The sequence below is a fragment of the Actinoplanes sp. NPDC051343 genome (assembly GCF_044455125.1).
GTDB lineage: Bacteria > Actinomycetota > Actinomycetes > Mycobacteriales > Micromonosporaceae > Actinoplanes.
This window is the reverse complement of record NZ_JBITEL010000007.1, coordinates 435,310-459,393: the sequence shown is the minus strand read 5'-3', so window position 1 is coordinate 459,393 and position 24,084 is coordinate 435,310. Positions and strand designations below refer to the sequence as shown.

Annotated in this window: 21 protein-coding genes; 1 reads left to right on the top strand and 20 read right to left on the bottom strand. The window is 70.8% G+C overall.

The genetic code is table 11. The annotated features are described in order from the left end of the window. Positions 1-65: 65 nt before the first annotated feature. Both ACIA5C_RS25085 and rpe read right to left on the bottom strand, forming a co-directional pair. On the bottom strand, positions 66-1,076 hold the full coding sequence (locus ACIA5C_RS25085; protein WP_396058562.1) for a response regulator: 1,011 nt from the start codon (positions 1,074-1,076) through the stop codon (positions 66-68). Then, positions 1,073-1,744 carry a ribulose-phosphate 3-epimerase gene (gene rpe, locus ACIA5C_RS25080; RefSeq protein ID WP_396058560.1) on the bottom strand — a complete coding sequence of 224 codons (672 nt, stop codon included), beginning with the start codon at positions 1,742-1,744 and terminating at the stop codon, positions 1,073-1,075. Before rpe ends, ACIA5C_RS25085 begins: the two co-directional genes overlap by 4 nt. A gap of 108 nt (positions 1,745-1,852) precedes the next feature. On the opposite strand from rpe, the gene ACIA5C_RS25075 reads away from it, so the two are divergent. After that, on the top strand, positions 1,853-2,728 hold the full coding sequence (locus ACIA5C_RS25075) for a septum formation family protein (RefSeq protein WP_396058558.1): 876 nt from the start codon (positions 1,853-1,855) through the stop codon (positions 2,726-2,728). Here ACIA5C_RS25075 and ACIA5C_RS25070 read toward each other — a convergent pair. From ACIA5C_RS25070 to pyrR, 18 genes are all read right to left on the bottom strand, one after another. Continuing rightward, on the bottom strand, positions 2,721-3,344 hold the full coding sequence (locus ACIA5C_RS25070) for a sulfotransferase family protein (RefSeq protein WP_396058556.1): 624 nt from the start codon (positions 3,342-3,344) through the stop codon (positions 2,721-2,723). The genes ACIA5C_RS25075 and ACIA5C_RS25070 overlap by 8 nt on opposite strands. 50 nt (positions 3,345-3,394) lie before the next feature. Continuing rightward, on the bottom strand, positions 3,395-4,870 hold the full coding sequence (locus ACIA5C_RS25065) for an RsmB/NOP family class I SAM-dependent RNA methyltransferase (RefSeq protein ID WP_396058554.1): 1,476 nt from the start codon (positions 4,868-4,870) through the stop codon (positions 3,395-3,397). Then, positions 4,867-5,793, bottom strand: coding sequence for a methionyl-tRNA formyltransferase (fmt, locus tag ACIA5C_RS25060; RefSeq protein WP_396058552.1), 927 nt, complete (start codon positions 5,791-5,793; stop codon positions 4,867-4,869). The genes ACIA5C_RS25065 and fmt overlap by 4 nt, the downstream gene beginning before the upstream one ends. Before the next feature lie 5 nt (positions 5,794-5,798). After that, positions 5,799-6,356 (bottom strand): peptide deformylase, encoded by a 558-nt coding sequence (gene def, locus ACIA5C_RS25055; RefSeq protein ID WP_396058550.1) that lies wholly within the window; start codon positions 6,354-6,356, stop codon positions 5,799-5,801. Positions 6,357-6,401: 45 nt separating this feature from the next. Next, positions 6,402-8,495 carry a primosomal protein N' gene (locus tag ACIA5C_RS25050; RefSeq protein WP_396058798.1) on the bottom strand — a complete coding sequence of 698 codons (2,094 nt, stop codon included), beginning with the start codon at positions 8,493-8,495 and terminating at the stop codon, positions 6,402-6,404. Positions 8,496-8,682: 187 nt separating this feature from the next. After that, positions 8,683-9,873, bottom strand: coding sequence for a methionine adenosyltransferase (metK, locus tag ACIA5C_RS25045; protein WP_396058548.1), 1,191 nt, complete (start codon positions 9,871-9,873; stop codon positions 8,683-8,685). A 76-nt stretch (positions 9,874-9,949) separates the two neighbouring features. Next, entirely contained in the window at positions 9,950-11,167 is a 1,218-nt protein-coding gene (gene coaBC, locus ACIA5C_RS25040) for a bifunctional phosphopantothenoylcysteine decarboxylase/phosphopantothenate--cysteine ligase CoaBC (protein ID WP_396058546.1), read from the bottom strand. Positions 11,168-12,053: 886 nt separating this feature from the next. Further along, complete coding sequence (gene rpoZ / locus ACIA5C_RS25035) at positions 12,054-12,317, bottom strand: DNA-directed RNA polymerase subunit omega (RefSeq protein WP_071807772.1); 264 nt, start codon at positions 12,315-12,317, stop codon at positions 12,054-12,056. 28 nt (positions 12,318-12,345) lie between these two features. Continuing rightward, positions 12,346-12,939 carry a guanylate kinase gene (gmk, locus tag ACIA5C_RS25030; protein WP_396058544.1) on the bottom strand — a complete coding sequence of 198 codons (594 nt, stop codon included), beginning with the start codon at positions 12,937-12,939 and terminating at the stop codon, positions 12,346-12,348. 32 nt (positions 12,940-12,971) lie between these two features. Beyond that, on the bottom strand, positions 12,972-13,289 hold the full coding sequence (gene mihF, locus ACIA5C_RS25025) for an integration host factor, actinobacterial type (protein ID WP_364110118.1): 318 nt from the start codon (positions 13,287-13,289) through the stop codon (positions 12,972-12,974). Positions 13,290-13,471: 182 nt separating this feature from the next. Beyond that, a complete protein-coding gene (pyrF, locus tag ACIA5C_RS25020; RefSeq protein ID WP_396058542.1) occupies positions 13,472-14,302 on the bottom strand; it encodes an orotidine-5'-phosphate decarboxylase in 831 nt (276 codons plus the stop codon). 12 nt (positions 14,303-14,314) lie between these two features. Continuing rightward, on the bottom strand, positions 14,315-15,574 hold the full coding sequence (locus ACIA5C_RS25015; RefSeq protein ID WP_396058796.1) for an adenosylmethionine--8-amino-7-oxononanoate transaminase: 1,260 nt from the start codon (positions 15,572-15,574) through the stop codon (positions 14,315-14,317). Positions 15,575-15,774: 200 nt separating this feature from the next. Then, the gene (locus ACIA5C_RS25010) at positions 15,775-16,791 is read right to left on the bottom strand and encodes a quinone-dependent dihydroorotate dehydrogenase (RefSeq protein WP_396058540.1); all 1,017 of its coding nucleotides are present in this window, start codon (positions 16,789-16,791) and stop codon (positions 15,775-15,777) included. Continuing rightward, positions 16,788-20,102 (bottom strand): carbamoyl-phosphate synthase large subunit, encoded by a 3,315-nt coding sequence (gene carB / locus ACIA5C_RS25005; protein WP_396058539.1) that lies wholly within the window; start codon positions 20,100-20,102, stop codon positions 16,788-16,790. The genes ACIA5C_RS25010 and carB overlap by 4 nt, the downstream gene beginning before the upstream one ends. Before the next feature lie 3 nt (positions 20,103-20,105). Next, entirely contained in the window at positions 20,106-21,254 is a 1,149-nt protein-coding gene (gene carA / locus ACIA5C_RS25000) for a glutamine-hydrolyzing carbamoyl-phosphate synthase small subunit (protein ID WP_396058538.1), read from the bottom strand. Then, positions 21,254-22,519, bottom strand: a complete 1,266-nt coding sequence (locus ACIA5C_RS24995; RefSeq protein WP_396058536.1) for a dihydroorotase — start codon at positions 22,517-22,519, stop codon at positions 21,254-21,256. Before ACIA5C_RS24995 ends, carA begins: the two co-directional genes overlap by 1 nt. Next, positions 22,516-23,439, bottom strand: a complete 924-nt coding sequence (locus tag ACIA5C_RS24990; protein WP_396058534.1) for an aspartate carbamoyltransferase catalytic subunit — start codon at positions 23,437-23,439, stop codon at positions 22,516-22,518. Before ACIA5C_RS24990 ends, ACIA5C_RS24995 begins: the two co-directional genes overlap by 4 nt. Next, complete coding sequence (pyrR, locus tag ACIA5C_RS24985; protein WP_396058532.1) at positions 23,436-23,996, bottom strand: bifunctional pyr operon transcriptional regulator/uracil phosphoribosyltransferase PyrR; 561 nt, start codon at positions 23,994-23,996, stop codon at positions 23,436-23,438. The genes ACIA5C_RS24990 and pyrR overlap by 4 nt, the downstream gene beginning before the upstream one ends. Between the last annotated feature and the right edge of the window lie 88 nt (positions 23,997-24,084).

Below are 24,084 nucleotides of genomic sequence, written 5' to 3'. Positions count from 1 at the left end.
CGACAGCTCGGACGTCGGGCGAAGGCGGCCGACCGCCGCGTCGCGCGGTCAGGGGGTCGCCGGCCCTACTCGTCGGTTTCGGAGTCGGAGCGGCGGCGGTCGATCGCGACGTAGGAGCCGGGCTGGGACTTGGCGACCTTCTTCATCTCGGAGGCGACCGCGATCACCACCCGCGGGTCGGTGAAGTGGCGTCCCTCGACCGTGGCCTGGGCGACGCCGATCGAGAGGGTGACCAGCGCGGCCCGGTTCTTGTTGCCGCGCCGGTCAGGCACCTCGATGTAGCCCCGCTCGGCGTCGGCCGGGTCGTAGAGCTGGTCGGCCGCCTGCTCGAAGTCGATCACGGCGCGCTGGGTCAGCTGCAGCACCTGGTCGGGGGTGCAGATGAAGACGAAGTCGTCGCCGCCGATGTGGCCGACGAAGATCGGGGGCTGGTTGACCGCCGCGACCGCCTTGTGCAGGCTGCGGGCCAGGGCGGTGATGAACTCGTCGCCCCGGTCGAAGCCGTAGACGTCGTTGACGCTTTTGAACCGGTCGATGTCGATGTAGCCGACCGAGTATTCGCCGCCCGCCTTCATGCGGTCGGCGATCTCGCGGCGCACCCGGGCGTTGCCCGGGAGGCCGGTGAGCGGCGAGACCTCGCGGAACTCCTTGGTGCGCCGCAGCGTGGAGGAGACCCGGGCGATCAGCTCGGTGTTGTCGAACGGCTTGACCAGGTAGTCGTCGACGCCGGCGGTCAGGCCGAGCACCTTGTCGACGGTCATGCTCTTGGCGGTCAGCATGATCACCGGTAGTGCGGAGGTCAGCGGGTGGGCCCGCAGCTTCTGGGTGAGCTGGACGCCGTCCATTCGCGGCATCATCCAGTCGACGATCGCCAGGTCGGGCTTTCGCGCCTCGACCAGTTCGAGCGCCTCCTGGCCATCGCGGGCCCGCATCACCTCGTAGCCGTGGATCTCGAGGTTGAACGCGACGAAGCTGGCGATGTCCTGGTCGTCGTCGACGACCAGGATCAGGTCGGGACGGTCCTCGGGGTCGAGCCCGAGGTCGTCGGCGTCGTGACGGATGGCGCCGGTGCTCATCGGGCGGCGGCCGCGGCGAGCGCCCGCAGCTTCTGCACCGCCTCGGCCGGGTCACCGGCTCCGTAGACCGCAGTGCCGGCCACGAACGCGTCGGCGCCGGCCGCTGCCGCCTGCTCGATCGTGTCGGCCGCGATGCCCCCGTCGACCTCGAGGCGCACCTCGAGGTCTTTGGCCTTGATGCGCCGGCGCACGTCGCGCACCTTGTCGAGCATCTCGGGCATGAACTTCTGGCCGCCGAAGCCGGCCTTGATCGTCATGATCAGGACCGTGTCCACATAGGGCAGCAACTCGAGGTAGGGCTCGACCGGGGTGTCCCGGTCGATCGCCAGCCCGGCCTTGGCGCCCGCCGCCCGCAGCGTCTTGGCCAGTGCCGCCGGCTCGTCGCACGCCTCGGCGTGGAAGGTGACGTTGTAGGCACCCGCCTCGGCATAGCCCGGGGCCCAGCGCTCCGGCTCGGTGATCATCAGGTGCACGTCGAACGGGATCGCCGTCGCTTTGCGCAGGCTCTGCACGACCGGTAGCCCGATCGTGAGGTTGGGGACGAAGTGGTTGTCCATGACGTCCACGTGCACCCAGTCGGCGGCACCCTCGATGGCGCGCACCTCGTCGGCCAGCCGCGAGAAGTCAGCGGCCAGGATGCTCGGGGCGATGATCGGCGATGGCTCCACGGCTGAAAGCGTATAGCCTCCCGCCCCCGCAGGTTCGCGGCTGCCCGTAGCTGTGCACAACTGCCGCGCTAGAGTGACCGCTCGCTCGGGTGTCTGGGGAGGCCAGCGATGCGACGGTGGGCCGCCACCCTGACCTGCGCATTCGCGCTCTTCACGGCCTCGGCCTGCACCGGAGCACCCAAGGGCATCGACGGCGATCTCACCGACGACTGGCGTGAGTTGCCCACCGCGATCCAGTTCCGCCCGGCCGCCGGCGTCTGCCACGACCACCTCGCCGACCAGGGCTCGCTCGACGACTACGCGCCGCTCCCCTGCACCCGGGCCCACGTTGCCGAGACCGCTGCGGTCGTCCAGTTGCCCGGCGCCGAGGGCTCGAAGCTTCGCTCGGAGAGCGCCGGCGACGCGTTTCAGCAGTGCAGCGAGCAGGCCGACGCGTTCCTGGGCGCCGACTGGCGCACCGGCTGGCTGATTCTGCAGCCGGTGCTGCCGAGCGCCGCCGCGTGGAAGGGCGGCGCCCGGTGGAACCGGTGCGATCTGGCCGAGGTCTCGCCGATCGACGGCCGCGTGATCAACCGCACGACCAGCCTCAAGGCCGCGCTGCGGCCGGGCAGCCCGCTCCGGATGGCCTGCGCCAACCCCACGATCAAGGGCGAGCAGGTCACCGAGATGCACCCGGTCCCCTGCTCGGGCGCACACACGTCGGAGTTCGCCGGCCTCTTCACGACGACCGCCAAAACCTCCGACGACGTGCCGATCGACAAGGTCGAGAAAGGCTGCGACAGGGCGATCGCCAGGTTCGCCCACGTCCCGGACGACGGTTCGATCACCGCCCGGGTCGGCTGGCTCGGCTTCCCGCCCGACGACGCCTCATGGAAGGCGGGCGACCAGTCGATCCGCTGCTTCCTCTGGCTCAACGGCGAGAAGATGCGCGGCTCCTACCGCAACGCCGGCACCTCCAAGCTGAAGATCCACTACGTCAACTAGTCCGGGCCGACAGGTTGTCGTTGAACGCGACGGTGTCGTTGAGCCGCGGGAACGGCGTCTCGGGCACCGGCACACCGAGGAACGAGCAGAGCGGCTCCCAGCCCTGCGCCACCTCGAAGACCAGCAGGCGGTCGGCCGGGATCTCGCGCTGCACCCGCGCGTTGTGCTCCTCGTAGATCTTGATCGCGTGCTCCCGATCGGCGAACCGGCCGCCGAACGTGCCCTCCCACACCGTGCCGTCGACCATGCGCATGACGTCCTGGTCGAGCAGGCCCGACTCGCGGCCGTGACTGGCGGCGGCGTGGATGGTCCGGTCGGCACTGTCGTACCACTTCTGCGGGTCGCGGACGGTCAGGATGACCTTGGCCGCCGGGTGGCGGTCGGCCAGCTCACGCCAGAAGTACGCGATCGGCCAGTCGACGCTGGAGCGATAACCGTCGAGGGCGACATCGAGTGTGTCGATGTCGCCCTCGATTGCCTTGTGGATGAGCGCCGATGTCTCCGGGTCCTGCAACAGCGGAACCATGTGCATGCACGGGCCGAAGCCAAGTTGCTCGAGGGCGACTTTCAGGCTGAGTGTGCCGGTCCGTCCGAATCCTGCGCCGATGACATCCATGCGCTCGTTATACCCCGACCAAGTCGATCAGAACGGTGAAGATCCCCGAATCAGGCCGTCCGCCGGAGCATCGCCAGAAACATCGCATCGGTCCCATGACGGTGCGGCCAGAGCTGCACGGTCGGGCCCGCGCCCAGGCCAGGCATGCCGGGCGGCAGCAGCGGACGGGCGTCCACGAAGTCGACCTCGACGCCGCTGCGCCGAGCCCCCTCGGTCACTGTGACCTGCGTCTCCACCATATGGGGTGAACACGTTACATAGGCCACCACGCCTCCGGGGCGTACCGCCCGCAGGGCCGCGACCAGCAACTCCCGCTGCAGCCGGGTCAGCGGCGGCAGATCGGCCGGCGTCCGGCGCCAGCGCGACTCCGGCCGCCGGCGCAGCGAGCCGAGCCCGGTGCACGGCGCGTCGACCAGCACCCGGTCGAACGACTCCTCGGGCAGGTCGGGGTCGCGCCCGACCGAGCGGCCGTCCATCGGCAGCACGGTCACCGGCATGCCCTCGGTGGCCTGCTCGACCAGCCGGGCCCGGTGCTCGGCCACCTCGACCGCGGTCACCTCGGCCCCGCGCAGGGCGGCGATCGAGCCGAGCAGACCGGCCTTGCCGCCCGGCCCGGCGCACAGGTCGAGCCAGCGGGTGTCGCGGCCCTCCACCTCGGCGGCCAGCAGCGCCGCCGCGACCAGCTGGGAGCCCTCGTCCTGCACGTGGGCCCGGCCGTCGTGGATCGCCGCCAGCTCGCGCGGGGAACCGCCGTTCAGATAGACCGCGTACGGCGAGAACGCCCCCGGAACCCCGTCGACCTCGTCGGCCAGTTCGACTGCGTCGGCCCGCCCCGGACGCGCACACAGATGCACCACCGGCGGCTGGTTGTCCTCGATCAGCAGGCGGGCGGTGTCGTCCAGATCGCCGCCGAGCGCCTCGGCGAACGACCGGATGATCCACTGCGGATGGTTGTGCATCACCGACAGGTTGCCGACCGGGTCTTCCTCGTACGGCGGGGCCAGCTTCTCGAGCCACTCGTCGAGCGAGTGCTGCTCGGTGATCGCGCGCATGACCGCATTGGCGAACCCGGCCGCGCCCGGCGCCACCGACCGCACCAGGTCAACCGTCTGGTTGACAGCCGCATGTGCCGGCACCCGGGTGTAGAGCAGTTGGTAGGCCCCGAGCCGCAGCGCGTCGCGGGCCGGCGGGTCGATGCGGGCCACGTCGCGACCCGCCGCGTCGGCCACGATCAGGTCGAGCGTGCCGAGCGCGCGCAACGTGCCGTACGTCAGCTCGGTGGCGAAGGCCGCGTCCCGGCCGGACAGGCCCATGCTGCGGAGGATGTCGGAGAGCACCAGGTTGGCGTACGCATCGTCGCGGTGGACCGCCGCGATCGCCTCGTACGCCGCCTGGCGGGCCGGATCGGACGGCGGGCGACCGGACCGCGGGGCCCGGCCGGTGCGATCGTCCCGGGCATAGCCCGGGCCGGAGGGACGGCGCGGCCGGCCCGATCCGTGCGGACGGTCGGCTCGATGATTGCTCACTGGAGTTTCTCCCCTGGCTGGATGCGCAGGCCACGGGCCCAATCGGTGGCGGGCATCGGCTTCTTGCCGGCCGCCCGGACCTCGCCCAGCGCGACCGGTGTCGTGGCCGTGCCGACCAGCACCTGGGTGCGCTCGACCAGCAGATCGCCCGGCGCCAGCTGCGGAGCGTTGGCCACCGGCTTGACCGGGCCCAGCTTGAGCCGGTCGTCGCGCAGCGTCGTCCACGCGCCCGGGGCCGGCGTGCAGGCCCGGACGCGGCGATCGACCGCGAACGCCGGATCACCCCAGCGGATGCGCGCGTCCTCGATCGTGATCTTGGGCGCGAGCGTGATGCCGTCGGCGGGCTGCGGATGGGCCCGCGCGGTGCCTGCGTCGATCGCGTCGAGCACCGCCACGAGCAGCCCGGCCCCCTCGGTGGCGAGCCGTTCCAGCAGGTCACCGCTGGTATCGGCGGGCCGGATGTCCTCGGTCAGCGTGCCGTAGACCGGGCCCGTGTCGAGCCCCGCCTCGAGCTCGAAGACGCTGGCCCCGGTCACCTCGTCGCCGTGCAGCACCGCGTGCTGCACGGGCGCGGCGCCCCGCCAGGCCGGCAGCAGCGAGAAGTGCAGGTTGACCCAGCCGTGCTTGGGGATCTCGAGCGCACTCGGCGGCACCAGCGCGCCATAGGCCACCACGGGCACACAGTCGGGCGCCAGGTCGCGCAGCCGCTGCTGGAACTCGGGCTCCCGCGGCCGTTCCGGCGTGAGCACCTCGATGCCGCGCTCGTCGGCCCACGCCCCGGCGGGCGACCGCACGAGCCGGCGACCCCGCCCGGCCGGAGCATCGGGCCGGGTCACGACGGCCAGCAGTTCGTGGCTCGACGCGGCGATCGCGTCGAGCGCGGGCAGGGCAACCGCTGGGGTGCCGGCGAAGACCAGACGCATCCCGCTCACCGCCCCACGCCGAAGATGCCCCGGCCGTGCGGACTCTCCTTGATCAGCGGAGGCTTGTCGGCGTTGTACCAATCCGCGGCCCGGATCTGCTTCATCGCATCCTTCCGCCCGGCCGAGTCGAGCCGGTCGAGGAACAGCACACCGTCGAGGTGATCGGTCTCGTGCTGCACACAACGGGCCATCAGCCCGGTGCCGACCAGCTGCAACGGGTCACCGTGCTCGGTGAAGCCCTGCGCGACGACGTTCTGCCGGCGCTTGGTGTCGATGTAGATGCCCGGGATCGACAGGCAGCCCTCCGGGCCGTCCTGCTCCTCGTCGTCGGGGAACGACAGCACCGGGTTGATGATGTGGCCGACCACGTCGTCGACGTCGAACGCGAAGACCCGCAGACCGACGCCGAGCTGCGGGGCGGCCAGGCCGGCGCCACCCTCGTCCTGCATCGTCTCGATGAGGTCCTTGACCAGGTTGCGCAGTTCCTTGTCGAAGTCGACGACGGGATCGGCGGCGGAGCGAAGCACCGGATCGCCGAAGAGACGGATGGGCTGGACGGTCACGCGGTAGGACTCCCTCTTTTCAAAGCAACAGCCAAGTCTACGTTTCTAGAACAGAGCGGCCGGGTCCACCTCGATGCGTACCGGAAGAGCCGCCTTCCGCGCACTCCGCACACCCGACGCCTCATGCAGCGCGTGCGCCATCTCGCCTGCCCGCCCCCGGTTCACCCGCACGAGCATCCGCTCCTGCTCGTCGTCGGCCGGAACCGGTCCGAGCAGCTCGGCGCCGTCCGGCAGCTTCGCTGCCGACAGAAGTTCGGCGACCGCCTCCGCCTTCCCGGTCACGCTTGCCATCCGTACGGCGGGGGGAAAGCCGAGCTCACGCCGCTCGACGAGTTCCCGGGCGGCGAACCATCCGGGATCCCACCGCAGCAGCGCCTGCACCGGAGCGAGCCCCCCGTCGGCGACCACGATCACGCGGCCCTCCGGAGCCGGCCGGGCCAGCGCGGCCGCGTTGAGCCAGCGGCGCATCGTCTCCTCGGCCGCCCGTAGGTCGGCCCGGGTCAGCAGCGCCCACGTGTCGAGCAGCAGCACCGCGCCGTAGCCGCCCTCGGCCACCGGTTCCGCCCCCGGCGTGGCCACCACCACGGCGGCCGCCCGCGGGACATGGTCGAGGATCTCGTCGCGTCCCGACGTGCGGATCGTCGCCCCCGCGAACGCCCGCCCCAGCTCCTCGGCGGTCCGCCGGGCGCCGGTCACCGAGGCCCGCAGCTGCCGGCTGCCGCAGTTGGGGCAGCTGTACGCGGCGGCGGCCCGCCCGCACCAGTGACAGGTCGGGACGTCACGCGCCCCCGACAGCCCCAGCGACCCCGAACAGTGCGGGCAGCGCGCCGGGGTGCGGCACTCGGCGCAGGCGGTGTTCGGCAGATAGCCCCTCCGCGGCACCTGCACCAGCACCGGGCTGTCGTGCTGCAGCGCCTGCCGGGCCGCCTGCCAGGCCAGACTGGGCAGCCGGGCGGTCGCCGCACCCGGGTCCCGGGCCAGCTGAGGGTCGTCGCCGGTCGGGGCGATCGCCGGGGACCGCTGCCGCAGCACGTCCCGAGGGGCGACGATCTCCTTCGCCCAGCCGGTCTCCAGCAGCAGCTGCGCCTCCCCGGTCCGGGCGAAGCCGGCCACCAGGGCGGCGCAATCGCTCAGCTGGGCCCGGGTCAGAAGCACGTCCCGCGCGTGCGGGTAGGGCGACCGGGGCTCGGCGTGCAGGTCGTCACCGTCGTCCCAGATGACGACGAGACCCAGCTTGGCGGCCGGCGCCCACATGGCCGCCCGGGTGCCGACGACGACCGGCACCTGATGCCGGCTGGCCTGCAGAAAACGGCGGTAGCGCTCGGCCGGCCCGAGGGCGGCGTTGAGAGCAACGTGCTGCCCGGCTCCGAGCGTGCCTGCGAGGGCCCGGTCCATGCGGTCGAGGTCCCGCGCATCGGCCACCACGATGATGACGCCGCGCCCGGCCCGTACGGTCGCGGCGGCGGCCTCGGCGATACGCTGCGCCCAGTCTTCGCCCGGCAGGGCGCCCCAGACCGCCCGCAGCGCGCGGCCTTCGGCGAGGCCACGCAGGAAGGCCGCCCCGGCCGTGTAGGCGCCCCACCCCGCCCCCGGCGTCACGTCATCGGCAGCATCGCCACCCGCCGAAGCGCCCGCTTCGCCGCCCCTCCCAGGCACCCCCTCGGCCGAGCCACCCGGCCCGGCAGCATCGCCCGGCGCCACCTCGCCCACACCGCTCAACTCGCCGGCGTTTTCCGGTACGCCCTCGACCGGGGCCGCCGGCTCGGAGTCGCTCGCCGGAACGGACTCGGGTGCCCCTGCCACCGGGACCGCCTTACGCGCCTGCGTCTCGACCCGGGCGTGCCGGGGCGGCACTGCCAGGCGCAGGACGTCGCAGAGGTTGCCGGCGTAGCGGTCGGCCACCGCCCGGGCCAGCCGGGCGACCTCCGGGTCGAGCACCTGCTCCGGGGAGACGATCTTCTCGAGGTAGGCGAGCCGGCCGGTGTGCGGTGAGCTTTCCACCCGCTCCAGCAGGAAGCCGCTCACCAGCTGCCCGGCGAATCGGACCTTGACCCGCACCCCCGGCCGGGCCGACTCGTCGTCGGCCGACTCGATCAGGTAGTCGAAGGGGCGGTCGAGGTGCGGCAGCGGCACGTCCACGCAGACTCGGGCCACCGGCAGCCGGGCCGCCGGTTCTCGATCTTTGCGCGCGCTTCTCGTCACCATCGGGGCCAATCATGCCCGGCACCTCCGACAGTTCCGCGCAGGCGGTGCCCCGCGCTCCGGCCAAGAAAATGGCCGGCACCCCCGGACGGGGCGCCGGCCTTTCCCTGCGGTCGGCCGTTGGTCAGGCGGCGGCGTTCTTCAGGTCCTGGGCGCGGTCGGTGCTCTCCCACTTGAGCTCGGGGAGGTCACGGCCGAAGTGGCCGTAGGCCGCGGTCTGCTGGTAGATCGGGCGCAGCAGGTCGAGGTCGCGGATGATCGCGGCCGGGCGGAGGTCGAAGACCTCGTTGATGGCCTTCTCGATGCGCTCGACCGGCACGTTCTCGGTGCCGAAGGTCTCGACGAACAGGCTGACCGGGTGTGCCTTGCCGATCGCGTACGCCACCTGGGCCTCGCAGCGCTCGGCCAGGCCGGCCGCTACGACGTTCTTGGCGACCCAGCGCATCGCGTACGCCGCGGAGCGGTCCACCTTGGACGGGTCCTTGCCGGAGAAGGCGCCGCCACCGTGGCGGGCGTAGCCGCCGTACGTGTCAACGATGATCTTGCGACCGGTGAGGCCGGCGTCGCCCATCGGGCCGCCGATCTCGAAGCGACCGGTCGGGTTGACCAGCAGGCGGTAGCCCTCGGTGTCGAGGTCGAGGCCGTCCAGCTCGGGCGCGATGACGTGCTCGCGGACGTCCGGCGTGAGCAGGCTCTCGAGCGAGATGTCGGCGGCGTGCTGCGAGGACACGACGACCGTGTCGAGGCGAACCGGGCGCAGGCCGTCGTACTCGATGGTGACCTGGGTCTTGCCGTCCGGGCGCAGGTAGGGGATCGTGCCGTCCTTGCGGACCACCGAGAGCCGCCGGGCGAGGCGGTGGGCGAGCGCGATCGGCAGCGGCATCAGCTCGGGGGTCTCCGAGCAGGCGAAGCCGAACATCATGCCCTGGTCGCCGGCGCCCTGCGAGTCGAGGACGTGCTCGGAGTCACCGGAGCGCAGCTCGAGCGCGCTGTCGACGCCCTGCGCGATGTCGGGCGACTGGGAGCCGATCGAGACGCTGACGCCGCACGACGCTCCGTCGAAGCCCTTCTTCGACGAGTCGTAGCCGATCCGCAGGATCGTGTCGCGCACGATGCTCGGGATGTCGGCGTACGCCTGGGTGGTGACCTCGCCCGCGACGTGCACCTGCCCGGTCGTGATCAGGGTCTCGACCGCCACGCGGCTGCGCGGGTCCTGCGTGAGCAGGGCATCGAGAATGCCGTCGCTGATCTGGTCAGCGATCTTGTCCGGGTGGCCCTCCGTGACCGACTCGGAGGTGAACAGGCGGCGTGCCACGGTGCTCCTCAGAATGTCGACTACTAGCTGTCGCGGGCAGTGTAGTCACCGCGCCACGGAAAAGTCGCCTGGAGGTTCAGCCAGTCCCACCGGGGCCGACCTGCCGATCCAGGATCGTCACGGCCGTGTCCCAAATCATATCGGCCACATCGTCTTTCGGGAGTTCGCCGAGTTCGACGGTGCTGCCGTCGGCGCCGAGGATCGTGACCGTGTTCCGGTCGGCTCCGAACACCTTGTCCACGCCGACCTCGTTGACGACGATCACATCGGCACGCTTTTTGATCAACTTAGCGCGGGCGTTCTCCAGCGCGTCGTGGGTCTCGGCCGCGAAGGCGACGAGCACCTGCCCAGGGCCCTTATGCTCGCCCAGTTCGGCCGCGATGTCAGGGTTCGTCACGAGTGCGATCGGCTCCGGCGTACCGCCGTCGGCTTTTTTGATCTTCTGGTCCCGGACCGTCGCCGGGCGGAAGTCGGCCGGCGCGGCCGACATGACCACCACGTGGGCATCGGCCGCCGCGGCGACCGTCGCCGCCCGCAACTCCTCGGTGGTGCCGACCCGGACGATGTCAGTTCCTGCAGGATCGGGCAGGGTGACGTTCGCCGCAATGAGTGTGACCCGCGCCCCGCGCGCCGCCGCCGCCCGGGCCAGCGCATATCCCTGCTTGCCGGACGACCGGTTCCCGAGGAACCGCACCGGGTCCAGCGGCTCCCGCGTCCCGCCCGCCGTCACCACGACGTGACGGCCCCCAAGGTCAAGATCAAGACCCCTTTTCCGTACGCGCAGTGCCAGCTCGAAGATCTCCCGCGGCTCGGGAAGCCGGCCCTTGCCCGTGTCCTTGCCGGTCAGCCGCCCGACCGCCGGCTCGATCACGATCGCCCCGCGGGCCCGCAGCGTGGCGACGTTGGCCTGGGTGGCCGCGTTTTCCCACATCTCGGTGTGCATGGCGGGCGCGAAGACGACCGGGCAGGTGGCCGTCAGCAGCGTGTTGGTCAGCAGGTCGTCGGCGATGCCGTGGGCCGCCTTGGCCAGCATGTCCGCGGTCGCCGGCGCGACCACGACCAGCTCGGCCTGCCGCCCGATCCGCACGTGCGGCACCTCGTGCGCGTCTTCCCAGACCTCGGTGGCCACCGGCTGCCCCGACAGCGCCGCCCAGGTCGGCTCACCCACAAACTTCAATGCCGAGGCGGTCGGCACCACCCGCACCCGATGCCCCGACTCGGTGAACAGCCGCAGCAGATCACAAGCCTTGTACGCGGCGATACCCCCGCACACCCCGAGCACAACCTCGGCCACCAGAAGCCCCCAGTCCGATCCGCAGTCCCCCGCGAGAATAGAAGCCCGCCGTCCAGCCGGCGCAAGCAAGCGAAATTCGTAACCCTCCGCCGAACCGGAGGCCACGAGGCCAGCCGAACGCCCCGACGTCACAGACGACAGGCCATCCCGAGCCTTCGGGTTCGCCTGAACAGGCAGCACCCGCCATCCCGAACCTAGCGGCGCCGCGTCCCGGACATTGCCGTCCGGCCCCGACTCGACCAGCTCGCACTCTCCGCGCGGCCCCTCACCGATCAGCTGTCCCGGCGACCTCGCGTCAGCTGTCCCGGCGACCTCGCGCACGCCGTCGGTGAAGAGGCCGCCGTGCTGCCACTGCTCCCGCCTTGGTGCCGCGCTCGCGTCGACCGTGACGCGCCCGCGTCGACCGGGATCCCCGCCGAGATGCGCCAACCAGATCGCCGCTCCGGCGACCGCACCCCCGGGGAGCCGCGACCCTTGGACCCGCGACAACCGCAGTACCCCAGGTCGCCCCGGCGCCCTCACCGCACCAGGGCAGCACCTCTCCCACGAACCCCTGCGCACGAGCCGCAGATGCCCAGCCCAGTGGCGCCGACTCCAGCTACGAGCACCCGGACGTCATCCCCGACAAAAGCCAAATGCCCCCGGCTCGCGTCTCCGCGAACAAGGGGCATTTCAACAGTCTGAATGCAAGGACAAGCGAAACGACCGGCGAGGACAACTCACCGCAACCGACTCACCCCGCCCACGCAGCGGGCGCACCAACCGCAACCGACTTTCCCGACCGCAACCACCGCAACGCGGGGCGTCCGGGGGCTCGGCCCCCGGAGCAGGCATCGGAGTCGGTCCACCGGTTCGCGCTTTCCGCGAACACACTCCGCTCAGCCGACTACGGCTGGTCGGTAGCTTCCGCGGTCAGCAGGCCGGCGTTGATCTCGCGCATGGCGATGGAGAGCGGCTTCTCCTGCGGGGTGGTCTCGACCAGGGGGCCGACGTATTCGAGGAGGCCCTCACCGAGCTGGCTGTAGTAGGCGTTGACCTGGCGGGCGCGCTTGGCCGCGAAGATCACCAGCGAGTACTTCGACGAGGTCTTGTCGAGCAGCTCGTCGATCGGCGGGTTGGTGATGCCTTCGGGGTTCGCGATGGTTCCCACGTTGTCGAACTTCCTTAATGATCTGGATTCAGAGATCCCGGGCCGGGGTCAGAAATGACGAACCGAGCAATCCTACCAGCTCATCGGCGGCGCGCTCGACGAAGTCGTTGACGACGGTGACGTCGAACTCGCTTTCGGCGGCGAGTTCCTCGTCCGCGTGGGCGAGCCGGCGTTTGATCGTTTCTTCGTCGTCGGTGCCTCGGCCGACGAGCCGGCGCTTGAGTTCCTCGACGCTCGGCGGGGCGAGGAACACCAGCTGGGCGTCGTGCATGGCGGCTCGCACCTGGCGGGCGCCCTGCAGGTCGATCTTCAGCAGCACCGGGCGGCCCTGGGCCAGCCAGCCCTCGACCTGGGCGCGGGGGGTGCCGTAGAGGTTGCCGGCGAACTCGGCCCACTCGAGCAGCTGTCCGCCGTCGATCAGGCGCTGGAACTCCGGCCGGGTCACGAAGTGGTAGTGCTCTCCGTCGGTCTCGTAGTCCCGCTTCTTGCGGGTCGTGACCGACACCGACAACTTGATCCAAGGCGAGCGCGCCCGGATCAGCTCGATCACGCTGTCCTTGCCGACCCCGCTGGGGCCGGACAGGACGGTGAGGCGGGCTGCCGGGCGCGCGTCGTCATCCATGCTCACAGGCTCATTCAACACGAGCCCATGAGTCAGTTGGCAGCGAACTCCCCCAGGAGGGCCTTGCGCTGCTGATCGCCGAGGCCGCGCAGACGACGGCTGTCAGCGATCTTGAGCTTCTCCATGATCTGCGTCGCGCGGATCTTGCCGATGCCCGGCAGCGCCTGAAGCACGGCCGAGACCTTCAGCTTGCCGACGACCTCGTCCGCCTCCGCGCGGTCGAGCACGGCGGCGAGGGTGGTCTTGCCGGACTTGAGCTGTTCCTTCAGCTCAGCCCGCGCCTTGCGAACTTCGGCGGCCTTTTCCAGCGCTGCAGCGCGCTGCTCGGGGCTCAGTGACGGGAGCGGCACCAGTTCTCCTCAGGTCCCTATCGCGGCGGTAGCAATACCGGCGCATCTGTGAAACGTGGTGTGCCAGGGAACCAAAGGGGCATGTGGTTCCTGGCGCCGGGAAAACTAGCGGTCAACGAGGGATTCGGCAACGTGGGGGTACCCCCGTACCGGTTCTTCATGAGCCTGATAAGCAGGCCCTTTCACCCGAGCGCGAGCCGGCAGTCCTGCGTCGCACGCTCAGCCGCGGCGCGCAATTCGGCCACTGATGGTCCCGCCGCGAGAACTTCGCGTGAGTACGACGGCAGCACGTTCCGCACGCTTTTTCCGAAGACCGTGCGCAGGTCCGCAGGGGTCGCACCCTGCGCTCCGAGGCCGGGCGCAAGCAGTGGACCGTTCACTTCGGACAGATCATGACCGGTGTCCCCAATGGTCGCTCCGACTACCAGCCCGAAGCTCCCGAGTGGCTCGGCACCCTTGTTGAGCTGGGAAATCTCATCGATCACGGTCTGCGCGACGGTCTTGCCGGATGCCGTGACGGCATGTTGGACGGCCGGTCCCTCCGGGTTCGACGTCAGCGCGAGGACAAAGATCCCGGCGCCGTTGGCGGCCGCGAGGTCGAATGCCGGCTCCAACGAACCCACCCCGAGATAGGGACTCACAGTAATCGCGTCAGCACTGAGCGAACTCGCTGGGTCGAGGTACGCGCTTGCATATGCGGCCATCGTCGAACCGATGTCGCCTCGCTTCACGTCCAGCAGGACCAGCGCGCCGGCCTCCCGGGACTGTCGGATAGTTGACTCAAGAATTCCGATGCCCTGTGACCCGTATCTCTCAAAAAAAGCCGACTGCGGCTTCAACACGGCCACCCGATCGGCCAGGGCTTCGACGACCGTACGGGCGAAGCGTTCCAGGCCGGCGACATCGTCCGAGAGGCCCCAGCGAGCCAGCAGCCCGGGGTGCGGATCGATGCCGACGCAGAGCGGCCCGCGCTTCTCGATCACGTCGTAGAGGCGTCGGCCGAAGGTCTCCATCGCGGTGTCTCCTTACTGTCGGCTAGCCGCCACCGCGGCGGCGATTCCCGCGGTAATGCGGGCCACGTCGGCCGCGTCCGTGACGAACGGCGGCATCGTGTAGATCAGGTCGCGGAACGGGCGCAGCCACACCCCGGCGGCCACCGCGGCGGCGGTCGCCCGGCCCAGGTGGACGTCGTGGTCGAGCTGGACCACGCCGATCGCGCCGAGGACGCGGACGTCGGCCACACCGGGAGAACCCCGCAGTGGGTCCAGGCCGGCGTGCAGCTCACGCTCGATTTCGCGTACGCGGGAAGCCCAGTCCCCCGACCGCAACAGGCCCAGCGAAGCGTTGGCCACCGCGCAGGCCAGCGGGTTGCCCATGAACGTCGGGCCGTGAGCGAGCCCGCCGCCCGCCCCGGCCGAGATCGCGGAAGCGATCCCCGGGGTGCAGAGGGTGGCCGCGAGAGTCAGATAGCCGCCGGTCAGCGCCTTGCCGACGGCCATGATGTCCGGGGACACCCCGGCATGCTCGGCGGCGAAGAAAGTTCCGGTACGTCCGAAACCGGTGGCTATCTCGTCGAATACCAGGAAGATCCCGTGGGCGGCCGTCGCCTCGCGCAGCACCCGCAGGTAGTCGGGGTGGTGGAACCGCATGCCCCCGGCACCCTGCACGACCGGCTCGACGATCACCGCGGCGATCTCGTCGGCGTGCTGGTCGATCATGTCGACCAGCGAGGCGGCGTAGTCCTCGTCGTACTCCAGCGGCGGGCGGCCGGCGAAGATCTGCGCCGGCAGCACCCCGGTCCAGAGCGAGTGCATGCCGCCGACCGGGTCACAGACGCTCATCGGATGGAACGTGTCGCCGTGATAGCCACCCCGCCAGGTGGCCAGCCGACGCCGGCCCGGCCGCCCGAGGGCGAGCTGGGCCTGCAACGCCATCTTGATCGCGACCTCGACCCCGACCGAGCCGGAGTCGGCCAGGAAGACGTGCTCGAGGCCGGGCGGGGTCAGCTCGACCAGCGTGGTGGCGAGCTGGATCGCGGGCTCGTGGGTGAGCCCGCCGAACATCACGTGGCTCATCCGGCCGGCCTGGTCGGCCAGGGCCGCGTCGAGGACCGGGTGGCGGTAACCGTGGATGGCCGCCCACCACGACGACATCCCGTCGACCAGCTCCCGCCCGTCGGCCAGCGTCAGCCGGACGCCCCGGGCGCTCTCGACCAGGTAGGGATCGGAGCGCCCGGGCATCGGCCCGTAGGGATGCCAGACGTGCGCCCGGTCAAGCCCGACCAGGTCGTCAGCCGTCCTCGTGCGCCCCGTTCCCGCGCCCACCGCGGTCAACCCGGACAAAGCCGACCCGGACAAAGCCGAACCGGGCGCGGCCGGCTCGGACGAGCCCGACCCGGGCACGGCCGTTACAGACGCGGGCGACCCCGGCGAAGCCGACCCGGACAAAGCCGAACCAGGCGGTCGGGCGGCCGGATCGGCGGTGGTCATGACCGGCCGGCCCTGGAAGCACGGGCGGCCGCGCGGACCAACGCCGGCCCCTTGTAGATGAACCCGCTGTAGAGCTGGACCAGCGACGCCCCGGCGTCGAAGAGGCGGCTCGCGTCGTCGGCCGACATCACGCCGCCGACGCCGATGATCGGCAGCTTGCCGTCGGTCTCGGTGTGGACGAAGTGGACGATCTTGCGAGCTCGTTCGGTCAGGGGGCGCCCGGACAGCCCACCGGCCTCGGCCGCCCGGTTCTGGTCGGCGGGGGCCAGGCCGTCGCGGGCCAGCGTGGTGTTGGTCGCGATCACGCCGGCCGCGCCGAACTCGAGGCACACCTCCAGCACCTCGGCGATCGCCGTCTCGGCCAGGTCCGGGGCGATCTTCACCAGCACCGGGGTCTTGCCGACCAGCGCGCCGAGCAGGCCCGCGATCGCGCCCCGGTCCTGCAGCGTGCGCAGCCCCGGCGTGTTGGGCGAGGAGACGTTGACCGCGATGTAGTCGGCGTACGGATGCAGCAGCTCGTAGGAGGTCAGGTAGTCGTGCACCGCCTCGTCGAGCGGCGTGATCTTGGACTTGCCGAGCGAGATGCCCAGCGGCACGCCCAGGGGCCCCAGCGAGGCGAGACGGGCGGCCAGGGCCGCCGCCCCGGCGTTGTTGAAGCCCATCCGGTTGATGATCGCCTCGCTGTCCCGGAGCCGGAACAGGCGCGGCTTGTCGTTCCCCGGCTGCGCATGCGCGGTGACCGTGCCGACCTCGACGAAGCCGAAGCCGAGCGCCGGCCACGCGGGCAGTGCCACACCGTTCTTGTCCATCCCGGCGGCCAGGCCGACCGGGTTGGGGAACTTCACGCCGAACAGCTCGACCGGAGCCTTGGTCGCATAACGGGCGTGCAGCATCGACCGGGCCGGGCCGCCGAGCCGGGCCAGCCGGTTCAGCGTGAACTCGTGCGCGCTCTCCGCGTCGCCACCGCCCAGCCGGAACAGGACCGGCCGGACGGCGGATTCGAACAGCGTCACTGCTTGCCCCGCAGCGCCGCGTGCAGCTCCTGCAGCGGCCGTACGGTCATGTCGCCGCGCATCAGCGCCTCGATGCCCATCACCGCGGCCGCGGCACCGGGGACGGTCGTGATGCTCGGGATGTCGGCGGTGACCGCGGCGCTGCGGATCTCGTACCCGTCTTTCCGGGCGCTGGCGCCCGAACCCTGCGGGGTGTTGATGATCATCGCGATCTCGCCCGCCTCGATCAGCGCGACCGCGTTCTGCCCCGGGCTCTCGAAGTGCTTGGGGACGATCTCGCACTCGATGCCGTGCCGGCGCAGCACCTCGCCGGTGCCGGCGGTGGTGACGATCGTGAAGCCGAGGTCGGCCAGCCGCTTGATCGGGAAGATCATCGACCGCTTGTCCCGGTTGGCCACCGACACGAAGATCTTGCCGCCGGTCGGCAGCGACCCGTACGCCGCGGCCTGCGACTTGGCGAACGCCTGGCCGAACCCGGCGTCGATGCCCATCACCTCGCCTGTCGACTTCATCTCCGGCCCGAGCAGGCTGTCGACGCCCTGACCGGCCGGGGTGCGGAACCGCTTGAACGGCAGCACCGCCTCCTTGATCGCGATCGGCGCGTTGTCCGGCACCGTGCCGCCGTCGCCCTCGGAGAGCAGGATGCCTTCCTCGCGGAGTTCAGCGATCGTGGCGCCGAGCATGATCCGGGCGGCCGCCTTGGCCAGCGGCACCGCGGTCGCCTTGGAGACGAACGGCACCGTACGGGACGCGCGCGGGTTGGCCTCGAGCACGTAGAGCGCGTCGTCCTTCAGCGCGTACTGCACGTTGAGCAGGCCCCGCACGCCGACCCCGCGGGCGATCGCCTCGGTGTAGCGGCGCACCTCGGCCAGGTGCGAACCGGCCAGGGTGATCGGCGGCAGCGAGCAGGACGAGTCGCCGGAGTGGATGCCGGCCTCCTCGATGTGCTCCATCACGCCGCCCAGGTAGACCTCGCCGGTGGCGTCGCAGAGCGCGTCCACGTCGATCTCGATCGCGTCGTCGAGGAACCGGTCGACCAGCACCGGGTGGTCGGGCGAGATCTCGGTCGCCCGCTCGATGTAGCCGCGCAGGATCTCCTCGTCGTAGACGATCTCCATGCCCCGGCCGCCGAGCACGTAGGACGGCCGGACCAGCACCGGGTACCCGATGGTGTCGGCGATCGCCTTGGCCTCGTCGAAGCTGGTCGCCGTGCCGTGGTCGGGCGAGCGCAGCCCGGCCTTGGCCAGCACCGCGCCGAACAGCCCGCGGTCCTCGGCCAGGTCGATCGACTCCGGCGAGGTGCCGACGATCGGGACGCCGGCCTTCTTGAGCCGCTGGGCCAGGCCGAGCGGGGTCTGCCCGCCCAACTGGACGATCACGCCGACCACGCCCGGGCCGCCGGCCGCCTTGCCGCTGGCGTCCTCGGAGTGGAAGACCTCGAGGACGTCCTCGAAGGTGAGCGGTTCGAAGTAGAGCCGGTCGGCGGTGTCGTAGTCGGTGGAGACCGTCTCCGGGTTGCAGTTGACCATCACGGTCTCGTAATCGACGCCGCGCAACGCCATCACCGCGTGCACGCACGAGTAGTCGAACTCGATGCCCTGGCCGATGCGGTTGGGCCCGGAACCGAGGATCAAAACCTTCGGGCGGTCGCTGGGCGCGACCTCGGTCTCTTCGTCGTACGTCGAATAGTGGTACGGCGTCTTCGCCTCGAACTCGGCCGCGCAGGTGTCGACCGTCTTGTACACCGGGCGTACGCCCAGGCGGTGGCGCAGAATGCGCACGCCGTCCTCCCCGGCCAGCTCCGGCCGCAAGGCCGCGAGCTGCCGGTCGGAGAGACCGGACCGCTTGGCCCGGCGCAGCAGTTCCTCGTCGAGCACCGCGGCGTCGATGATCTCGGCCCGCATGTCGACCAGCGCCTTGATCTCGTCGAGGAACCACGGGTCGATGCCGCCGCTGGCCTCGTGCACCTGCTCGACGCTCGCGCCCAGCCGGAGGGCTCTCTCCACGGTGGAGAGACGCCCGTCGTGCGGGATCTTCAACGCGGCCAAGGTCTCTTCGAGCGACGAGGTGGGGTCGGAACGGGTCCAGAAACCGGCCGCCGACGTCTCCATCGAGCGCATCGCCTTGTTGAGCGCCTCGGCGAAGTTGCGGCCCAGGCTCATCGCCTCACCGACCGACTTCATCGTGGTGGTCAGCTCGGGGTCGGCGCCCGGGAACTTCTCGAACGCGAACCGCGGGATCTTCACGACCACGTAGTCGAGGGCGGGCTCGAACGCGGCCGGCGTCTGCAGGGTGATGTCGTTGGGGATCTCGTCGAGCGTGTAGCCGATGGCCAGCTTCGCCGCGATCTTGGCGATCGGGAAGCCGGTGGCCTTGGAGGCGAGCGCCGAGGAACGCGACACGCGCGGGTTCATCTCGATCACGACCAGGCGGCCGTCGGCCGGGTTGATCGCGAACTGGATGTTGCAGCCGCCGGTGTCGACGCCGACCTCGCGCAGCACCGCGATGCCGAGGTCGCGCATGCGCTGGTATTCGCGGTCGGTCAGGGTCATGGCCGGGGCGACCGTGACGCTGTCGCCGGTATGCACGCCCATCGGGTCGAGATTCTCGATCGAGCAGACGACCACGACGTTGTCGTGCTTGTCGCGCATCAGCTCGAGCTCGTACTCCTTCCAGCCGAGCACGCTCTCCTCGATCAGCACCTCGTGCACCGGGGAGTACGCCAGTCCGGCGCCGGCGATCCGCTCGAGGTCTTCACGGGTGTGCGCCATGCCGGACCCGAGGCCGCCCATGGTGAACGAGGGCCGGATGACCACCGGCAAACCGAGATCTTCTACGGTGGCGAAGACCTCGTCCATCGAGTGGCACACCCGCGACCGCGGCGTCTCGCCGCCGGCGATCGCCACGATGTCCTTGAACAGCTGGCGGTCCTCGCCCTTGCGGATCGCGTCGATGTTGGCGCCGATCAGCTCGACGCCGTACTTCTCGAGCACGCCGTTCTCGTGCAGGGCGACCGCGGTGTTGAGCGCGGTCTGGCCGCCCAGCGTCGCCAGGATCGCGTCCGGCCGCTCCTTCGCGATGACCAGCTCGACGAACTCGGGGGTGATCGGCTCGACGTAGGTCGCGTCGGCGAACTCCGGGTCGGTCATGATCGTGGCCGGGTTGGAGTTGACCAGCGAGACGCGCAGCCCCTCGGCGCGCAGCACCCGGCACGCCTGGGTGCCGGAGTAGTCGAACTCGCAGGCCTGTCCGATGACGATCGGGCCGGAGCCGATCACCATGATGTGCCGCAGATCTTCACGTTTCGGCATGGGTCAGCCCTTCTTTTCCACGAGCTCGACGAACCGATCGAACAAGTAGTCGGCGTCGTGCGGGCCGGCGGCGGCCTCGGGGTGGTACTGGACGGTGAAGGCGGGTACGTCGATCCCGCGCAGGCCCTCGACCACGTTGTCGTTGAGGCAGACGTGCGATACCTCGACCCCGCCGAAGTCGGTGTCGATCACCTGGTTGAGCGGCGCGTCGACCGCGAACCCGTGGTTGTGGCTGGTCACCTCGACCTTGCCGGTGGTCCGGTCGAGCACCGGCTGGTTGATGCCGCGGTGGCCGTAGCCGAGCTTGTAGGTGCCGAAGCCGAGCGCCCGCCCGAGGATCTGGCTGCCGAAGCAGATGCCGAACAGCGGAACCTGGCGCCCCATCACCTCGCGTGCCAGCGCCACCGGGCCGTCGGCGGTCGCCGGGTCACCCGGGCCGGGCGAGAAGAACACCGCGTCGGGGCTGACCGCGAGCAGGTCGTCGATGGTGGAGCCGGCCGGGAAGACGTGCGTGGTCACGCCGCGGGCGGCGAGCCGGCGCGAGACGTTGCGCTTGATGCCGAGGTCGAGCGCGGCAACCGTGTAGCGGTGCTCGCCTTCCGCCTCGACGGTGTAACGCGAAGGGGTGCTGACCTGCATGGACAGGTCGGCGCCGAGCATCTGCGGGCTCTGCTGGACGCGCGCGAGCAACGACTGCGGATCGAGGTCGACGCTGGAGACGCCGGCCCGCATCGCGCCGCGCTCGCGCAGGTGCCGGGTCAGCGCCCGGGTGTCGACACCGCTGATGCCGACCACGCCCTCGGCGGCCAGCCGGTCACCCAGATCGCCGGTGGCGCGCCAGTTGGACGGGCGGCGGGCCGGGTCGCGGACGACGTAGCCGGCGACCCAGATGCGGTCGGACTCGTCGTCCTCGGCGTTGACGCCGGTGTTGCCGATCTGCGGGGCGGTCTGCACGACGACCTGCCGGTGGTACGACGGGTCGGTCAGCGTCTCCTGATATCCGGTCATGCCGGTGGTGAACACCGCCTCGCCGAAGGTCTCGCCGACCGCGCCGTACGCGCTGCCGCTGAAGGTGCGCCCGTCCTCGAGTACCAAAATGGCTGAGCTGCCAAGGCGGCTTCGCCGCACCGCGTCAGAAGAGTTAAAGGGCATTATTTGACTGCCTTCCCGTCCAAAACCGTCGGCTCTCCCCGGAGGAAGGTCGCGACGATGCGACCCGGCAGGGTGGTGCCTGCGTATGGGGTGTTGCGGCTGCGGCTCGCCAGCTCGCCCGGGTCGACGACCCGGCGCGCCGACGGGTCGACCAGCGTGAGGTTGGCCGGAGCACCGGCCACCAGGTCGTGGCCGTGGCCCTCCAGCCCGGCGATCTTCGCCGGGGTCCGCGACATGCGGTCGGCGATCAGCTCCCACTGCTCGCCGAGCACGCTCAGCACGACCGGGAGCGCCGTCTCCAGCCCGACCATGCCGGGCCGGGCGTACGCCCACTCGCACTCCTTGTCCTCCACCGCGTGCGGGGCGTGGTCGGTGGCCACGATGTCGATGACCCCCTCGATCAGCGCGGTGCGCAGGGCTTGCACGTCCTTCGCCGTACGCAACGGGGGGTTGACCTTGAACACCGGGTCGTAGCCGGCCGCCAGCTCGTCGGTGAGCAGCAGGTGGTGCGGGGTGACCTCGGCCGTGACGTTGACGCCGCGGGCCTTGGCCTGGCGCAGCACCTCGACCGACCCGGCGGTCGAGACGTGGCAGACGTGCAGGCGGCTGCCGACGTGCTCGGCGAGCAGCACGTCGCGGGCGATGATCGCCTCCTCGGCGACGGCCGGCCAGCCGGTCAGCCCGAGCCGGGTGCTGACCTCGCCCTCGTGCATCTGGGCGCCCTCGGTGAGCCGCGGCTCCTCGGCGTGCTGGGCGATGACCCCGCCGAACGCCTTCACGTATTCCAGCGCGCGCCGCATCAGCCGCGGGTCGGCCACGCAGTGCCCGTCGTCGGAAAAGATCCGCACGTTGGCCGCGCTGGTCGCCATCGCGCCGAGCTCGGCCATCTGCTTGCCGGCCAGCCCGACCGTGACCGCGCCGATCGGCTGCACGTCCACCAGCCCGGCCTCGCGGCCGAGGCGCCAGACCTGCTCGACCACGCCGGCGGTGTCGGCGACCGGCGAGGTGTTGGCCATCGCGCAGACCGCGGTGTATCCGCCGAGGGCGGCGGCCCGGGAGCCGGTCTCGACCGTCTCGGCGTCCTCACGGCCGGGTTCGCGCAGGTGGGTGTGCAGGTCGACCAGGCCGGGGAGGGCGACGAGCCCGGCGGCGTCGATGACCTCGGCGTTGCCGGGGCGCTCGCTGACGATCAAACCGTCGGACAGGAAGAGATCGGCCGGCGCGGCGCCGAGCAGCGAGACACCCTTGACCACATATGAGCTCACGCTTTTCCTCCGAGCAGCAGATAAAGGACGGCCATGCGGGCGCTGACCCCGTTCGCGACCTGTTCAACGATGGTGGAGCGGGACGAGTCGGCCACCTCCGGCGTGATCTCCATGCCCCGGTTCATCGGGCCGGGATGCATCACGATCGCGTGCCCCGGCAGGCGTCGCATGCGCGCGAGATCGAGACCGTAGCGCCGGCTGTATTCCCGGGAAGACGGGAAGTACGAGTCCTGCATGCGCTCGGTCTGCACCCGCAACATCATCACGACGTCCATCTCGGGCAGGACGCTATCGAGGTCGTACGACACTTTCAGGGACGGCTCGAGCGACGCCGCGATGTCCACCGGGATCAGCGTCGGCGGCCCGACCACGGTCACCTGGGCGCCGAGCGTCGACAGCAGCAGGACGTTGGATCGCGCGACCCGGCTGTGCAGCACGTCCCCGACGATCGCCACCTTCAGGCCGTCGATCTTCCCGAGCCGCGAGCGCATCGTGTACGCGTCGAGCAGCGCCTGGGTCGGGTGCTCGTGCGTACCGTCGCCGGCGTTGATCACCGAGCCGTCGATCCAGCTCGACAGCCGGTGCGGCGCGCCGCTCGCCGAGTGCCGGATGACGACCGCGTCGGCGCCCATCGCCTGCAGCGTCAGCGCGGTGTCCTTGAGGCTCTCGCCCTTGGAGACGCTGGAACCCTTGGCCGAGAAGTTGATGACGTCGGCGGAGAGGCGCTTCGCCGCCGCCTCGAACGAGATGCGGGTGCGGGTCGAGTCCTCGTAGAACAGGTTGACCACGGTGCGCCCGCGCAGCGTCGGCAGTTTCTTGACCTCGCGGCCGGCCAGCGCGGCCATCTCGGCCGCGGTGTCCAGGATCAGCGTGGCGGTGGCCGCATCCAGATCGGCGGCCGAGCGCAGGTGCTTGATCATTCGGTGCCCCCGGTCAGCTTGATCTCGTCCAGGCCGTCCGTCTCGGTCAGTGAGACGCGGACGCTCTCGGACGGGGCGGTCGGGATGTTCTTGCCGACGTAGTCGGCGCGGATCGGCAACTCGCGGTGGCCCCGGTCGACCAGCACGGCCAGCTGCACCGAGCTGGGCCGGCCGACGTCGTTGAGCGCGTCGAGCGCGGCCCGGACCGTACGGCCGGAGAACAGCACGTCGTCGACGAGGATGACCTTGCGCCCGTCGACGCCGCCGCCCGGCAGATCGGTCTTGCCGAGTGCCCGGGTCGCGTGCAGCCGCAGGTCGTCGCGGTAGAGGGTGATGTCGAGCGACCCGACCGGCACGTCGATGCCCTCGAAGGCGTGGATGCGGGCGGCCAGCCGGTGGGCCAGCGGCACTCCGCGGGTCGGGATGCCGAGAAGGACCGTGCCGGTCGCGCCGGAAGTCTTCTCGAGAATTTGATGAGCGATCCGGTCGACGACCCGGTGCAGGTCGGCCCCACTCAAAATGATCTTCGTTGCTGTGTCGGCACGCGGCTGCGCCACGGCGGACCCCCTTCCCCGCCTCACGGGACGGGTCGTTAAAGGACGTCAATTCGGGCAACCCCGGCGGGGCCGGCCCGATGGCTGACGC

Bases quoted from the DNA above. Each gene is read 5' to 3' on its own strand.
- ACIA5C_RS25085 (WP_396058562.1), bottom strand. From the start codon at position 1,076: ATGAGCACCGGCGCCATCCGTCACGACGCCGACGACCTCGGGCTCGAC.
- ACIA5C_RS25075 (WP_396058558.1), top strand. From the start codon at position 1,853: ATGCGACGGTGGGCCGCCACCCTGACCTGCGCATTCGCGCTCTTCACG.
- ACIA5C_RS25070 (WP_396058556.1), bottom strand. From the start codon at position 3,344: ATGGATGTCATCGGCGCAGGATTCGGACGGACCGGCACACTCAGCCTG.
- fmt (WP_396058552.1), bottom strand. From the start codon at position 5,793: ATGCGTCTGGTCTTCGCCGGCACCCCAGCGGTTGCCCTGCCCGCGCTC.
- gmk (WP_396058544.1), bottom strand. From the start codon at position 12,939: ATGGATGACGACGCGCGCCCGGCAGCCCGCCTCACCGTCCTGTCCGGC.
- pyrF (WP_396058542.1), bottom strand. From the start codon at position 14,302: ATGGAGACCTTCGGCCGACGCCTCTACGACGTGATCGAGAAGCGCGGG.
- carB (WP_396058539.1), bottom strand. From the start codon at position 20,102: ATGCCGAAACGTGAAGATCTGCGGCACATCATGGTGATCGGCTCCGGC.
- carA (WP_396058538.1), bottom strand. From the start codon at position 21,254: ATGCCCTTTAACTCTTCTGACGCGGTGCGGCGAAGCCGCCTTGGCAGC.
- ACIA5C_RS24990 (WP_396058534.1), bottom strand. From the start codon at position 23,439: ATGATCAAGCACCTGCGCTCGGCCGCCGATCTGGATGCGGCCACCGCC.